15 protein-coding genes are annotated in these 12879 nt (G+C 49.3%); 13 read left to right on the top strand and 2 right to left on the bottom strand.

Annotated features, from left to right (window positions below):
- Window positions 1–57 precede the first annotated feature (57 nt).
- From N836_RS46420 to N836_RS46365, 12 genes are all read left to right on the top strand, one after another.
- A complete protein-coding gene (locus N836_RS46420; protein ID WP_023071507.1) occupies window positions 58–1494 on the top strand; it encodes a Ni/Fe hydrogenase subunit alpha in 1437 nt (478 codons plus the stop codon).
- Window positions 1495–1562: 68 nt separating this feature from the next.
- Window positions 1563–2066: a hydrogenase maturation protease gene (locus N836_RS46415; RefSeq protein ID WP_051394535.1), complete on the top strand. Its 504-nt coding sequence runs from the start codon at window positions 1563–1565 to the stop codon at window positions 2064–2066.
- On the top strand, window positions 2059–2400 hold the full coding sequence (hypA, locus tag N836_RS46410; RefSeq protein WP_023071505.1) for a hydrogenase maturation nickel metallochaperone HypA: 342 nt from the start codon (window positions 2059–2061) through the stop codon (window positions 2398–2400). The genes N836_RS46415 and hypA overlap by 8 nt, the downstream gene beginning before the upstream one ends.
- Before the next feature lie 13 nt (window positions 2401–2413).
- Window positions 2414–3145, top strand: coding sequence for a hydrogenase nickel incorporation protein HypB (gene hypB, locus N836_RS46405; protein ID WP_036052582.1), 732 nt, complete (start codon window positions 2414–2416; stop codon window positions 3143–3145).
- Window positions 3146–3301: 156 nt separating this feature from the next.
- A complete protein-coding gene (gene psbA / locus N836_RS46400; RefSeq protein ID WP_023071503.1) occupies window positions 3302–4393 on the top strand; it encodes a photosystem II q(b) protein in 1092 nt (363 codons plus the stop codon).
- A gap of 10 nt (window positions 4394–4403) precedes the next feature.
- Entirely contained in the window at window positions 4404–4886 is a 483-nt protein-coding gene (locus N836_RS46395) for an adenosine-specific kinase (RefSeq protein WP_023071502.1), read from the top strand.
- A 103-nt stretch (window positions 4887–4989) separates the two neighbouring features.
- Window positions 4990–7305 (top strand): carbamoyltransferase HypF, encoded by a 2316-nt coding sequence (gene hypF, locus N836_RS46390; RefSeq protein WP_152532084.1) that lies wholly within the window; start codon window positions 4990–4992, stop codon window positions 7303–7305.
- 17 nt (window positions 7306–7322) lie between these two features.
- Window positions 7323–7553 carry a HypC/HybG/HupF family hydrogenase formation chaperone gene (locus tag N836_RS46385; RefSeq protein ID WP_023071500.1) on the top strand — a complete coding sequence of 77 codons (231 nt, stop codon included), beginning with the start codon at window positions 7323–7325 and terminating at the stop codon, window positions 7551–7553.
- Between the two features lie 132 nt (window positions 7554–7685).
- The gene (locus N836_RS46380; RefSeq protein WP_152532083.1) at window positions 7686–8237 is read left to right on the top strand and encodes a hypothetical protein; all 552 of its coding nucleotides are present in this window, start codon (window positions 7686–7688) and stop codon (window positions 8235–8237) included.
- 14 nt (window positions 8238–8251) lie between these two features.
- On the top strand, window positions 8252–8887 hold the full coding sequence (locus N836_RS46375; protein WP_235071047.1) for a CBS domain-containing protein: 636 nt from the start codon (window positions 8252–8254) through the stop codon (window positions 8885–8887).
- A 119-nt stretch (window positions 8888–9006) separates the two neighbouring features.
- On the top strand, window positions 9007–9825 hold the full coding sequence (locus N836_RS46370) for a linear amide C-N hydrolase (protein WP_023071497.1): 819 nt from the start codon (window positions 9007–9009) through the stop codon (window positions 9823–9825).
- A 136-nt stretch (window positions 9826–9961) separates the two neighbouring features.
- Window positions 9962–10243: a GlsB/YeaQ/YmgE family stress response membrane protein gene (locus N836_RS46365; RefSeq protein ID WP_023071496.1), complete on the top strand. Its 282-nt coding sequence runs from the start codon at window positions 9962–9964 to the stop codon at window positions 10241–10243.
- On the opposite strand, the gene N836_RS46360 is transcribed toward N836_RS46365, so the two are convergent.
- Both N836_RS46360 and N836_RS46355 read right to left on the bottom strand, forming a co-directional pair.
- Complete coding sequence (locus tag N836_RS46360; RefSeq protein ID WP_023071495.1) at window positions 10240–10935, bottom strand: pentapeptide repeat-containing protein; 696 nt, start codon at window positions 10933–10935, stop codon at window positions 10240–10242. The two genes, N836_RS46365 and N836_RS46360, sit on opposite strands and share 4 nt — an antisense overlap.
- Before the next feature lie 39 nt (window positions 10936–10974).
- The gene (locus tag N836_RS46355) at window positions 10975–11550 is read right to left on the bottom strand and encodes a pentapeptide repeat-containing protein (RefSeq protein WP_235071045.1); all 576 of its coding nucleotides are present in this window, start codon (window positions 11548–11550) and stop codon (window positions 10975–10977) included.
- A gap of 137 nt (window positions 11551–11687) precedes the next feature.
- Between N836_RS46355 and N836_RS46350 the strand changes: the two genes are divergently transcribed.
- Window positions 11688–12878 (top strand): HlyD family efflux transporter periplasmic adaptor subunit, encoded by a 1191-nt coding sequence (locus N836_RS46350; protein ID WP_023071493.1) that lies wholly within the window; start codon window positions 11688–11690, stop codon window positions 12876–12878.
- The last annotated feature ends 1 nt before the right edge of the window (window position 12879 follow it).

Below are 12879 nucleotides of genomic sequence, written 5' to 3'. Positions count from 1 at the left end.
ATTGAATCCTTATTGCTTAGTCAGGTAGAGCCACCATAGAAAGGAAACGTAGGTGCGGTGAATAAACGAATTATCATTAATCCGGTTACCCGAATTGAGGGCCATGCCAAAATCTCGATTTATCTGGACGACCAGGGAGAAGTAGCCGATGCTCGGTTTCATGTGACTGAGTTTCGCGGGTTTGAGAAATTTTGTGAGGGCCGTCCCTTTTGGGAAATGCCGGGTATTACAGCCCGCATCTGTGGAATTTGTCCAATTAGCCATCTATTGGCATCGGTTAAAGCCGGTGATCGTCTCTTGGCCGTACAAATTCCCCCGGCGGCGGAGAAGCTACGACGGTTAATGAATTTAGCCCAGATTATTCAGTCCCATGCCTTGAGCTTTTTTCACCTGAGTAGTCCAGATCTGTTGCTGGGCTGGGAAAGCGATCCGAGCCAGCGGAATGTGTTTGGCGTAATGGCGGCTGAACCGGAGCTGGCTCGAGGCGGCATTCGACTACGTCAGTTTGGTCAAGCCGTGATTGAACAATTGGGAGGACGCAAAATTCATCCGGCTTGGGCTGTGCCTGGCGGGGTCAGGAGTAGTCTGTCACTGGTTGGACGAGAGCAGATTCGTCAACAACTGCCTGAGGCTAAGAAAACGATTTTAGAAACGCTTACCTTATTTAAACAACTGCTGGCAGGCTTGCAAGAAGAAGCCCATATCTTTGGTAACTTTTCTAGTTTGTTTATAGGCTTAGTCGGTCCTGACGGCACCTGGGAGCATTATGATGGCTGTTTGCGAGTGGTCGATAGCGGTGGCAATATTATTGCCGATCGGCTAAATCCTGCTAATTACCAGGACTTTATTGGCGAGGCGGTTCAGCCAGATTCCTACCTAAAGTCACCTTACTATAAGCCATTGGGCTATCCTGATCAGACGCAGCACTGCCGTTTAGAGAATGGGCTTTATCGGGTAGGTCCGTTGGCAAGATTGAATATTTGCGATCGCATCGGCACTCCCCTGGCTGAAGCTGAACTGCCCAACTTCCGGCAGATGAGCAACAGTTCCTTTTTCTATCACTATGCGCGACTGATTGAAATTCTCACCTGTATTGAACGGATTGAGATGGCCCTGGATGATCCAGATCTACAGAGCGATCATCTTAGAGCCAGGGCTGATGTCAATCAACTTGAAGCGGTGGGGGTGGGGGAAGCCCCGAGGGGCACTCTCCTTCACCATTACAAAATTGATAAGACGGGTTTACTCACCTATGTCAACCTGATTATTGCTACGGGACAGAACAATCTGGCCATGAATCGTACTGTTGCCCAGATTGCGCGTCACTACATCCACGGTCCAAATATTCCAGAGCCCATGTTGAATCGCATTGAAGCCGGAATTCGCGCGTTTGACCCCTGTCTTAGCTGTTCTACCCATAGGGCTGGCATGATGCCGTTGCACATACAGTTGATTAGTGCCGATGGTCAAGTCCTGGATGAGTGTTGTCGTTAATACCTCATAAAATCCTCATATCGTTTGAGTAGTATCTGGGTAGAGCAGCTTATATGGGGACAGGTCCTATGCTTCCATCGACTCAGACATCAACGGTGCTTGAATATGATTTTTTAGTGATTGGTTATGGTAATGAACTCTGTGGTGATGACGCCGTTGGCCCTTGGGTAGCCATGGTTGTTGCCGATTGGAACTTGCCTGCAGTTAAATCTCTGGCGGTTTCCCAACTCACCCCGGAACTGACAGCCGAATTAGCAAAGGCAAACTATGTCATGTTTGTTGATGCCTGTGGTCAGAAGGCTATTCGGACAGTACAGATCGACCCGATAACGATCTATGATGAGCAGCCGTCTTCTATGGCATTTGCTGCCCATAGCTATGATCCGCTGGCTCTGCTTAATCTCACCCAGCGTCTTTATAACCGTCATCCTCAAGCCTGGTTGTTGCAAATTCCGGTTGAATCCTGTGATTTGAGAGGCGAACTTTCGTCGTTTGCACGACAGGGATGCGATCGCGCCTTGAGGTCGATTGAGCAATTCTTGGTGACCTATCGCAGCCCCATCTATGCATGAAATCGGTCTAATGCAGGCTGCTTTGGCCGTAGCCTTAGATCATGCTCATGCTCAGGGGGCTCGGCAAATTCATCGTCTCCAGCTCCATGTAGGCGAGTTGTCAGGCGTAGATCCAGAGGCGCTAGCATTTGCCTTTACGGTGGTGAGTAGCGGTACGCTAGCGGAAAAGGCTGAGTTGGAGACCATATCAGTACCCGTGAGGTGCTACTGCTCGTCATGCCAACATCTGTTTCAACCCTCAGGCTGGGTATATGAATGTCCGCATTGTCATCAGTTGAGTGCGGACATTCGCCAGGGGAGAGCTTTGGAGCTGGCATCCTTAGAGATTTCCTAGGAGGTAGTTGGCTATGTGTGGACATTGTGGCTGTCAAAGCCCACGACAGACGTTATCTCTACATCAGAATGTGTTAGACAAAAACGATCACTATGCGGAACATAATCGCGTTTTGTTTCAGCATCTGTTGGTTTTGAACATCTTGTCATCACCAGGAGCTGGCAAAACAACGCTGATCCAGCGGGTGCTGCATGACTGTGATTTAATTGCTGGCGCTGATCCCCTATATCGCCCCCAGAAAACAGTACGACCCGGTGTGATTGTGGGCGACCTGGCCACCGATCGGGATGCTGAAAGACTGCGTCAAACAGAGCAGCCAGTGATCCAGATCAATACCGGCAATCTCTGTCATCTGGAGGCTGAAAGTGTTGGTAAGGCAGCGCAACAGCTGGACTTGGATCACCTTAATTTACTGATTATTGAAAATGTCGGTAATTTGATCTGTCCTGCGGTCTACGACCTGGGGGAAGATTTACGGATCGTGCTGATGTCTGTGACTGAAGGAGAAGACAAGCCGCTGAAGTATCCCACCATGTTTAAGTCTGCCCATGTTGTTGTGATTACTAAAACTGATATTGCTGATGTAGTTGGGTTTAATCGCGAAGAAGCAGTAAGCTATTTGCGTTTAATCGCACCTCAGGCCATAATTTTTGAGCTGTCGGCAACAACTGGTGAAGGGTTGACCAGTTTTTATGCCTATCTAAACCAGGCTCTTTCCCAGCATGTGGCGAAGGTATTGGTGTAACCCTTGGCCATTGTTTTCTGTATCTTGGGGACGCTGACTGGGGCAAGAGTGGGGGGAGTATTGGCCCACCTGGAATCGTCATAACTTCCTCAAAGTCGTTTTATAGACTCATAATCGAATACTTCTAATGCTTGTTTGCTTGAGCAGGAGGATTGTATGAGCGCCCTACTCCATGGTCGTTCCCGCTTATATCCCCAAAGTCCGTGGGAGCGATTTAACGACTGGATTACGAGTACCCAAAATCGTATTTATATTGGCTGGTTTGGTGTGTTAATGATCCCCACTTTACTGGTGGCGATCATCTGCTTTGTCCTGGCCTTTGTGGCGGCTCCCCCGGTGGATATCGATGGCATTCGAGAACCGATATTTGGCTCTCTGCTGGCCGGTAACAATATTATTTCTGCGGCGGTTGTGCCAACATCAGCAGCTATTGGCCTCCACTTCTATCCGTTATGGCAGGCCACATCTGTTGCTGAATGGTTGTATAACGGTGGTCCTTACCAGCTAATTGTGTTTCACTTTTTAATTGGTATCTGGTGCTATTTGGGGCGACAGTGGGAATTGGGATATCGGATCGGCACTCGGCCCTGGATTGCGATCGCCTTCTCTGCTCCTGTCAGTGCCGCCACCAGTGTGCTGTTGATCTATCCGATTGGTCAAGGCAGTTTTTCTGAAGGCTTACCCTTAGGTATTTCCGGCACATTCCACTTTATGTTGGCCTTCCAAGCCGATCACAACATTTTGATGCACCCGCTGCATATGTTAGGTGTGGCTGGCATATTTGGTGGAGCCCTGTTGGCTGCCCTACATGGTTCGCTAGTCACCTCTAGTCTGATTCGCACCACATCAGAAACTGAATCTGCCGCCCTCGGTTATAAATTTGGTCAACAACAGCCTACTTACAACTATCTGGCTGGCCACTATGGTTTCCTAGGGCGACTGCTAATTCCCTGGTTTGGCAGTCAAAATCATCGCGCATTTCACTTTATGATGGCAGCCCTCCCGACCATTGGTATTTGGTTTGCTGCCTTGGGGATAGCCACCATGGCCTTTAACCTCAATGGATTTAACTTTAACCAATCGATTCTCGATAGTCAGGGACGAGTGATTGCTACCAACGCTGATATTATTAACCGGGCTACTTTGGGAATTCAAGTGATGCACTCTCCCAATGCACACCATTTCCCATTGGTTTTGGCGAGTGGTGATGCCATCATGCCGTTGCCTGAAGTCGTACCTGGTGTATGAGGTATTTTCGATGGAACTACAGCTGGTTGATTTAACATTGCCTGGCGATAGCAACTTGATTTTGGGGCAGAGCCATTTTATTAAAACCGTAGAAGATCTCTACGAAGTAATGGTCAATGCCTCTGCCCAGGTCAAGTTTGGGCTGGCATTTTGTGAAGCCTCTGGTCCTTGTTTGATTCGTGCAGCTGGGAATGATGAGCCCCTACAAACAGCCGCGATTGAAAATGCTAAGGCGGTTGGTGCGGGGCATAGTTTTGTGATTATGATGCAGCAAGGATTTCCGGTCAATGTGCTCAATGCCATTAAACAGTGTCCAGAAGTCTGTCGCATTTATTGCGCCACCGCCAATCCGGTCCAGGTGGTGATTGCCAACAGTGACCAGGGTCGTGGCATTTTGGGTGTCATTGATGGGTTTCCCCCCAAGGGCGTAGAGGGGCTGCAGGATGTGGCCGAGCGTCAACAATTCCTGCGACTAATTGGTTACAAACTTTGATGCTGTCTTTGATGCTGTTTAGCACAGTGTGCCCGCGATCATTGAGACCAAGAAAACACCTCAGCTGAGAGTGTGCTCAGCCAAGCGTGAGTTTTGAGCAATCATGATGCCGGTAATCTCTCCTCTATGTCGAAATCGTCTGACTGTACGAGGCGTTGTGCAGGGGGTGGGCTTTCGTCCGTTTGTGTATCAGTTGGCAACAGAATTGGGGTTGGCAGGCGGTGTCAAGAATACTGCCCAGGGAGTTGTGATTGAAGTAGAGGGGCCTGACAAGGTACTACAGGAGTTTTCTCAGAGACTTCAACAGGATTTGCCACCCCATGCAGTGATTCAAGCGCTAGCCCGGCAAAACCTGCCGCCGCAGGGCCTAAAGGAGTTTCAAATCTGGCCTTCTGAGACCGTTGGTCATGGGGCTAAGGCTCATATTTTGCCCGACCTGGCCACCTGTGCTGAGTGCTTACAGGATGTTCTTTCCCCTGATAATCGCCGTTATCACTATCTGTTTACCAACTGCACCCACTGTGGTCCCCGGTTTAGTATTATCCGGGCCTTACCCTATGATCGCTGTCACACAACAATGGCAGACTTTGTCCTGTGTGCAGATTGTCAGGCGGAATATACCCAGCCTTCCCATCGCCGTTTTCATGCTCAGCCTAATGCCTGTGCTGTCTGTGGACCGCACTTAGAGTTTTGGGTAGAGGGACAACAACAATCAGGTGATCCGCTCAAGCTGGCCCTGGCCAGGCTGCGGCAGGGGGATATTGTGGCGCTCAAGGGGTTAGGGGGCTTCCAGCTGCTGGTCAATGCTCAAAGCTCTGGGGCTGTGCAGCGTTTGCGCCAAGGCAAGGGCCGCCCTGACAAACCCCTGGCGCTGATGTGTTCAACTTTGGAGCAGGTGCGCTCCTATGGCGATGTATCTGAGGCTGCTGCAGCGGTGTTAACCTCCGCTCAGGCTCCAATAGTATTGTTGCCGCGACGCATTGATAGTTTAGAATTAGCCCCTGGTGTTGCCCCATATCAGTCCAGGTTAGGACCGTATCTGGGGGTGATGCTGCCCACCACACCTTTACACCATGTTTTGCTGCGGCAATATGGTGCTCCTCTGGTGACGACTAGCGGTAATTTATCGGGTGAGCCCATTGCTCTCGATGAGCAGGCCAGTGGGAGATTAGCTGCGATCGCAGACGGTTTCTTAACCCACAATCGTCCCATCCAACGCCCAGTAGATGACTCCGTTGTCCAACTTATCCAGGGCAAACCCCAGGTACTGCGCCATGCCCGTGGCTATGCTCCCCAGGTAATTCCACTATCTTCTCCTGACCTGTCTGACGCTCAAATTTTAGCCCTGGGAGCCCACCTCAAGAACACAATTGCCCTATCTTTGGGCGATCACATTGTGCTGAGTCAGTACATTGGTGATTTAGATACCCCACTGACTCTGAAACGGTTGCAACACACTGTGACTGACCTGCTGGCTCTCTACACCTGTCAGCCGACGGCTATTGCCTGTGACCTGCACCCAGACTACGGCTCTACACAATTAGCCCACACCCTGGCTGAGCAATGGGGGGTGCCCTTGATTGCTGTGCAGCATCACTATGCCCATGTTCTAGCAGGTATGGCCGAGCATGCCCTGGAGGCTCCCCTGTTGGGCATTGCCTGGGATGGCACAGGGTATGGCCTTGATCAAACTGTTTGGGGTGGCGAATTTCTCCAGATAACAGCGTCTGGGTTTAAGCGAGTTGCCCATCTGTTGCCCTTTCCTCTACTGGGGGGAGATAGGTGTAGCCGAGAACCTCGACGCTCTGCCCTAGGTTTACTGTATCGCTGTGATGGCGATGGGGTGTTTGAGCGAGATGACTTAGCTCCCGTGCGGGAATTTTCACCGGCTCAACGGATTGTTTTACAGCAAATGCTGGCCCAAAAGATTAATACGCCCATGACCTCCAGCATGGGACGATTGTTTGATGGTGTGGCGGCGCTTCTGGGTTTACACCAGATTGTTAGTTTTGAAGGCCAGGCGGCGTTGGCGCTGGAATTTGAAGCTGCTAAAACAACGGTCCAAGGAGTTTATCCCTTTGGCCTTTCAGAGACTGTACCCCACATTATCGACTGGCGACCAATGGTGCGAGAGATTGTTCATGACCATGGTCAGGGGGTGGCAACGGCGGTGGTGGCTGCTAAGTTTCATCGGACGTTGGTGGAAATTGTGGGTGCGATCGCAAAACTCACAAACAATATCAATATCCTACTGACCGGTGGTTGCTTTCAAAACAAAATTCTCAGCGAGCAGACAATTCAGCATCTAGAGCTTGCCGGATTCACCCCCTACTGGCATCAGCGAGTGCCGCCCAATGATGGCGGAATTGCCGTTGGGCAGGTGATCGGTGCATTACGTCACCTGGCTGAGATTGCCTAATTATCAGGAGATTAAGCATGTGTCTAGCCGTACCCGGAAAAATTATTAGCATCGAAGGCGAGAATCTCACTCGAATGGGCCGAGTCAGCTTTGGCGGTGTCATCAAAGAAGTGAGTTTGGCCTATGTGCCTGAAGCGCAGGTCGATGACTATGTGATAGTGCATGTAGGATTTGCCATTAGCAAGCTGGATCTACAAGAAGCTGAACAAACTTTAAACTACCTCAAACAGATTGGAGCCCACTCATGAGGTTTCTATAGGTCGAATGTCTACGATCAGAGTCTTTCTCACTGGTGGGGTAGAGCGAAGATAACTTGTAATCCGGTTCCTCACAAGTTCACCAAGGTTTTTATCTAAGGTACTACTAGAGGAGTTGGAGGCATGTCTATGACCTGGCATGATCCAGTTAAGTTAATCAGCTTGAGCTGGCTGCTAGGCTTAGCCTTACTTTCTCCGATTGCTGCTGAGTCACAGGTTTCCACCATGGAGACGCTGTTGGCCCCTCTTGACGATGGTGGTTATCAGCTGTGTACTGAGCCAGCTCCTCAAGATTGGCATGATGGTTCGGGGGCATGTCTCAATATCCTTAAACAAGGAACAACGCTTGAGGGCTACTATGGTTATCCCCATAGTGGCTCTTTTATTTGTTTGCGCGGCCAACTGTCTGAGAACTGGCTTGAGGGGCAGGGGTTAGTGATTAGCTGGGCAGGGAATGCCTGGCAGGATATTCCGCAAGAAACGTTTATTTGGGATCATCCAGAAGAGCGTTTATCTCTGAGCCAGGGGAAGTTAGTGCGGAGCGAGGGGGTTGCTGAAGAACAGGTGCGCTGGATTATTTTCCAAACAGCCAGGCTAAATATGCAATCTATGTATCTGTATGACCGTCCGCGAATGACCTCACCCATGCAGCTTTGTGATTGGTCGTTGGAGTAATGGAGAGAGTAATCATGGTGATGATGCGAGTAGCCGATATTATGACGCCTGAAGTTGTTACTATCCGTAACTCGGCAACAGCCGCAGAGGCGGCTAAGCTGATGAGTCAGCGGGGTGTGCAAGCTTTGATTGTCGAACGTAGCCACGACCTGGATGCTTATGGTGTGATTACGGTCGACGATATTGTCGGTAAAGTAATTGCCTTTGGACGGGACGCTCGCTGGGTGCGAGTTTATGAATTAATGACTAAACCCTGCATTGTGTTAAATCCTGATTTAGCTGTGGAATATGCAGCACGGTTGTTAACTCAGGCCCATTTACATAGTGCGCCTGTGATTCAATCAGAGCTGTTGGGCATTGTATCTGTTACCGATATTTTGGAACGTAGCAACGCGATTGAACAACCTCAAGAAACCCTGCTAGCGGAACAAATTCGTGATCTCTCAGAGAAAGCGCGTCATGTATGCCAAGAGAAAGGTCCAGCGTCAAGGGCCTGTCTCAATGCTTGGTTAGCGGTTGATGCACTCCAGGCAGAAGCCGCCCGTCAACGGGCTGAATCTCTGGAACAAACTGCATCTGAGCAATATTACGATGAGGAATATCCAGAAGCCTTTAAAGATCGAGAATATGAGGCCTGGTGTAGTGGTTAGATAATAGAGCATGAAGAGCCATGGGACGTCCATTAATCAGCTTTGACACTCTGAGTCTCCGTAAGCGAGTCGGAGAACGAATGAAAATAGCCTATTTTGTTGTGACCTACAGATAGCTGATGTGCTCAATTTTCTCTCGAAAAATAGATGAAGAAATCATTGTCGGTCGTAACTATGATTGGATTCAGCTAGGAGGCAATATTCATTTTTTACCTCCCATCCGCTGTTACGGTTTGCTCACCCATGGTCTATGCTTAATTGAGCAGTTTGGCAGTGACCGTCCACTTGAGGGCATGAATTCCCAGGGACTGTTTATGGGTATGACAGGTATTCATGTCGACGATTTTCCATCTAGAACATCTAATAACTATGTGCTGCAGTTAGATGAGTTTGGAGTCATCCGATTTGTGTTAGAGCGGGCATCCAGCACACCACAAGCCGTGGCGATATTAGATCAAGTTAAAATCATCCCCCATAATATTGAGCCTTACGTCAGACTGCAGTACTTTATCGTTGATTGCCATGGTGAAACTTGCATCATTGCAGGTCAAGAGAAAACGATCCTACAAAAGCTGGATACTAGCACATTTGCCGCTATTACCAATTTCCCTCTATCGCTCAGGAATAACGCAATCTGTGACAGATTTACGACACTTCAGCGTAAAGTGCCCCACATCACCAATGAACAAGACGCTTTAGCCGTGGTTGAGGCAGTCTCGCACGAGTTAACCGTTTATTCGTGCCTATATGCAATCACTCAGCAGACAGTTAGTATTTGTATCGAACGGGATTTTCAAACGGTGCTCAATTTTAGTCTGGACCATGAGATTGCTCAGGGGTCACAATTCTATAACTTTGGCCAGCTCAAGCTAATGCTGCCTGAGTGTAAAGAGCGCTTCAAAGCGGCCAAACAGCAAGTCCAACGAGGATTCCTATAGCGGTTAGTTAGGGATTGATATGACCATCAAGTATCCTTCTACCCGGCACCCACCACCCAAATACGAATCTCTCATGGTACTAGTAAGACAAGCCTAAATCGTCTGAGCATAGTTTACCTGGAGAGAAATTAGATCAATGGGATTGCTTGAATTTTTGGTTTTGCTGGTGATTGCTGCTATCTGTGGAAGACTCGGGCAAGTATTAGCCGGATATAGCTCAGGTGGTTGGTTGATGGCTATTCTGACCGGGTTTATTGGAGCATATATAGGTATATTTATTGCCCGTGAGCTGGGCTTACCAGAGTTTTTATCCGTGCAAATCGGCGGACAGGCATTTCCGGTGATCTGGTCAGTGATAGGGGCGACCATCTTCACGCTGGTTATAGCCCTATTACGTCGAACATCACGTGGACGCTAACGACTGGAGGCTGGCTTACTATTAGGTAAAGTCGTTCCATTTACGATCGCTTCTGGCCAATGCTCTTCTGGCCAATTGGCTCCGCTGAGATTAGCAAAGCTCAGGTCACTCCCTTGCAAGCTAGCTCCTCTGAGGTTGGCGTTAGTCAAACTTGCGTTTTGTAGGATGGCGTTGCTTAAGTTAGCGCCAACTAAGTTAGCCCCTTCTAAATTGGCTCGACTCAAGTCGGCGTCGACTAAGCTGGCATAGCTCAAGTTGGTGCCGGACAGGTCTGCCCCCTGGAGATTCACATGGCTCAAGACGGCCCCTGCTAAGTTTGCTCTGGCTAACGAGGCAGCCTTAAAATTAGCCTCACTCAGATTTGCTGCACTGAGATTTGCGCCATTTAAAGTAATCTTAGCCAGGTTTGCAGCTCCTAGTTTTGCTCCACCCAGGTTAGCTCCGATTAATGTTGCGCTATTTAAATTGACGGTTCTTAGATCAGCGCCACTGAGATTTGCGCCAATCAAGTTAGCCTGGCTCAAATCGGCACCACTAAGACTGGCCCCGCTGAAATTAGCTCCGATCAGGTTGGCTTCTGTTAGCACAATAGCTTTTAGTTCAGCTCGATAGAGACTAACGCCATTCAGATCAGCCTTTTGAAACTGGCGCTCTCCAGTTGCATATTGGGTTAGTAAATCATTTGTGTTCATGACCATCACCAAAGTGCTTGCCAAGCCTGATATTCAACCCTAGCATTCCAACAGGGGAATCTCCTGAAGCTGGATCTCAGGCAAAATTGTTCCTTGTAAGTTTGCCTCCCGTAAGTTGGTGCGTGTGAGTTTTGCTTGACTGAGATCTGCGTTTTGCAAATCTGCTCCGTAGAGATTGGCTCCTCGGAGATCAGCCTGCTGCAAATTTGCCTGGATCAAATTCGCTCCCGCCAGGATCGCCCCTTGGAGGCTGGCTGACGACAGATTTACTTGGGATTGTAGAGTTCCCGTGAGCACAGCTTCACATAGATTGGCATGACGCAGATCGGCCTGCTCTAAATTGGCCCCACTCAAATTGGCTACAATCAACGTGGCCCACTGTAAATTGGCCCCACTCAGATTGGCCATCACTAAAAAGGCTCCGCTTAAGTTTGCGTTTTCTAGGAGGGTATGGGATAAGTTAGCGCGGATTAAATTAATGCCGCTTAGTTTTGTTCCAGCTAAGTTGACACCGCTTAAATTCACTTTGCTGAAATCTCGTTCTCCAGCGGCATAGCGTTGTAATAGCTCTTCCCGTTCCATGGAATTCTCCTCGATGCTGAGACGTTCGAGCATAGTCAATCATCTAGGGATCACGGGGATTGCGCTAAGACTTGTAAGGTTTTTCCCTAGGTATATTTACTCTAACGTAAAATCTAAGTGGAGATTCTAAACCGTCAACAAAGTCAACACCACATTAGAGGGTTGGCAAAATGGCTCGTATTCTTCATCGCAAACTATTTCCCCAGGATTGGGTCACAGGTACACTAGCCATCCTGCTGGTGGGGGCAGTCGGTACCTATTTTGTTCTGTCTCAGGCACAAGAGCAGAAATTGGCGCAGGATACCCAGGTCGAAATTCTTCCTGCTAAAGCAGTGACTGCCCTGGGACGGCTGGAACCTCAAGGTGAGGTGATTAAGCTTTCGGTGGCGAATGCTCAGGATAGTCGTGTGAACCAGCTCTTTGTTGAAGAAGGAGATTGGGTAGAGGCTAGCGAGGTAATAGCCATTTTGCAAGGACTGGATAAAAAACAGGCCGAATTAACAGAGGCACAACAGAATGTGGTCATCTATCAGGCCAGACACGCCCAAATTGAGACTGGGGATGCCAAGATAGCAGACATTGCTGCCCAACAAGCCGTGATTAATCAGCTCAACGCCCAGCTCCGTACTGAAACCATTGAACGACAGGCTGAAATTACCAGTGCTGAAGCTGAACTCAGACACGCGAAACAAACCTATCAGCGGTATCACCAGCTACATCAATCAGGGGCTGTTGAAACGATAGCACTGGATGAACGACAGGAGACTTTCGAAACGACTCAAGCGGCTTTAAGTGAAGCTGAGGCCCATTTAGAAAATACGGTATCCACTCTGCAAGAACGGATTCGACATGAACAGGCTTTATTGGACAAACTTGAGGAAGTTCGTCCGGTTGACTTGCAAGCAGCCCAGGCAGAAGTGGATCATGCGATCGCACAGGTCCATCGCATCAAAGCCGAACTGGAAGACTACTATGTGCGGGTACCGGTAGCAGGCCAAATTCTGAAAATCAACACCCGCGTGGGGGAGCAGGTCAATACCAGCCAGGGCATTGTGGAACTGGGGCGCACTGCTCAGATGTATGCGATCGCAGAAGTCTATGAAACCGATGTGGGTCTGGTACAGCCAGGGCAGCGGGCTGCCGTGATTAGCGAACATGGCGGTTTTGACGGCGAAATCCGAGGCACCATTGACCATGTGGGCATGCAAATCAAAAAACAAGATGTGATCGATGCCGATCCAGCGGCGGATAAAGATGCGCGGGTGGTTGAAGTGAAGGTGCGGATTGATCCAGAAGATAACGATAAGGTAGCAGGTCTGACCAATCTGCAGGTACGCATCACAATTAATGTAGAACGCTGAG

It is taken from the genome of Leptolyngbya sp. Heron Island J (assembly GCF_000482245.1).
Taxonomy (GTDB): domain Bacteria; phylum Cyanobacteriota; class Cyanobacteriia; order Phormidesmidales; family Phormidesmidaceae; genus Leptothoe.
This window is presented reverse-complemented; position numbering and strand designations above follow the sequence as displayed.

Bases quoted from the DNA above. Each gene is read 5' to 3' on its own strand.
- N836_RS46415 (WP_051394535.1), top strand. From the start codon at position 1,563: ATGCTTCCATCGACTCAGACATCAACGGTGCTTGAATATGATTTTTTA.
- hypA (WP_023071505.1), top strand. From the start codon at position 2,059: ATGCATGAAATCGGTCTAATGCAGGCTGCTTTGGCCGTAGCCTTAGAT.
- hypB (WP_036052582.1), top strand. From the start codon at position 2,414: ATGTGTGGACATTGTGGCTGTCAAAGCCCACGACAGACGTTATCTCTA.
- psbA (WP_023071503.1), top strand. From the start codon at position 3,302: ATGAGCGCCCTACTCCATGGTCGTTCCCGCTTATATCCCCAAAGTCCG.
- N836_RS46395 (WP_023071502.1), top strand. From the start codon at position 4,404: ATGGAACTACAGCTGGTTGATTTAACATTGCCTGGCGATAGCAACTTG.
- hypF (WP_152532084.1), top strand. From the start codon at position 4,990: ATGATGCCGGTAATCTCTCCTCTATGTCGAAATCGTCTGACTGTACGA.
- N836_RS46385 (WP_023071500.1), top strand. From the start codon at position 7,323: ATGTGTCTAGCCGTACCCGGAAAAATTATTAGCATCGAAGGCGAGAAT.
- N836_RS46380 (WP_152532083.1), top strand. From the start codon at position 7,686: ATGTCTATGACCTGGCATGATCCAGTTAAGTTAATCAGCTTGAGCTGG.
- N836_RS46375 (WP_235071047.1), top strand. From the start codon at position 8,252: ATGGTGATGATGCGAGTAGCCGATATTATGACGCCTGAAGTTGTTACT.
- N836_RS46370 (WP_023071497.1), top strand. From the start codon at position 9,007: ATGTGCTCAATTTTCTCTCGAAAAATAGATGAAGAAATCATTGTCGGT.
- N836_RS46365 (WP_023071496.1), top strand. From the start codon at position 9,962: ATGGGATTGCTTGAATTTTTGGTTTTGCTGGTGATTGCTGCTATCTGT.
- N836_RS46360 (WP_023071495.1), bottom strand. From the start codon at position 10,935: ATGAACACAAATGATTTACTAACCCAATATGCAACTGGAGAGCGCCAG.
- N836_RS46355 (WP_235071045.1), bottom strand. From the start codon at position 11,550: ATGCTCGAACGTCTCAGCATCGAGGAGAATTCCATGGAACGGGAAGAG.
- N836_RS46350 (WP_023071493.1), top strand. From the start codon at position 11,688: ATGGCTCGTATTCTTCATCGCAAACTATTTCCCCAGGATTGGGTCACA.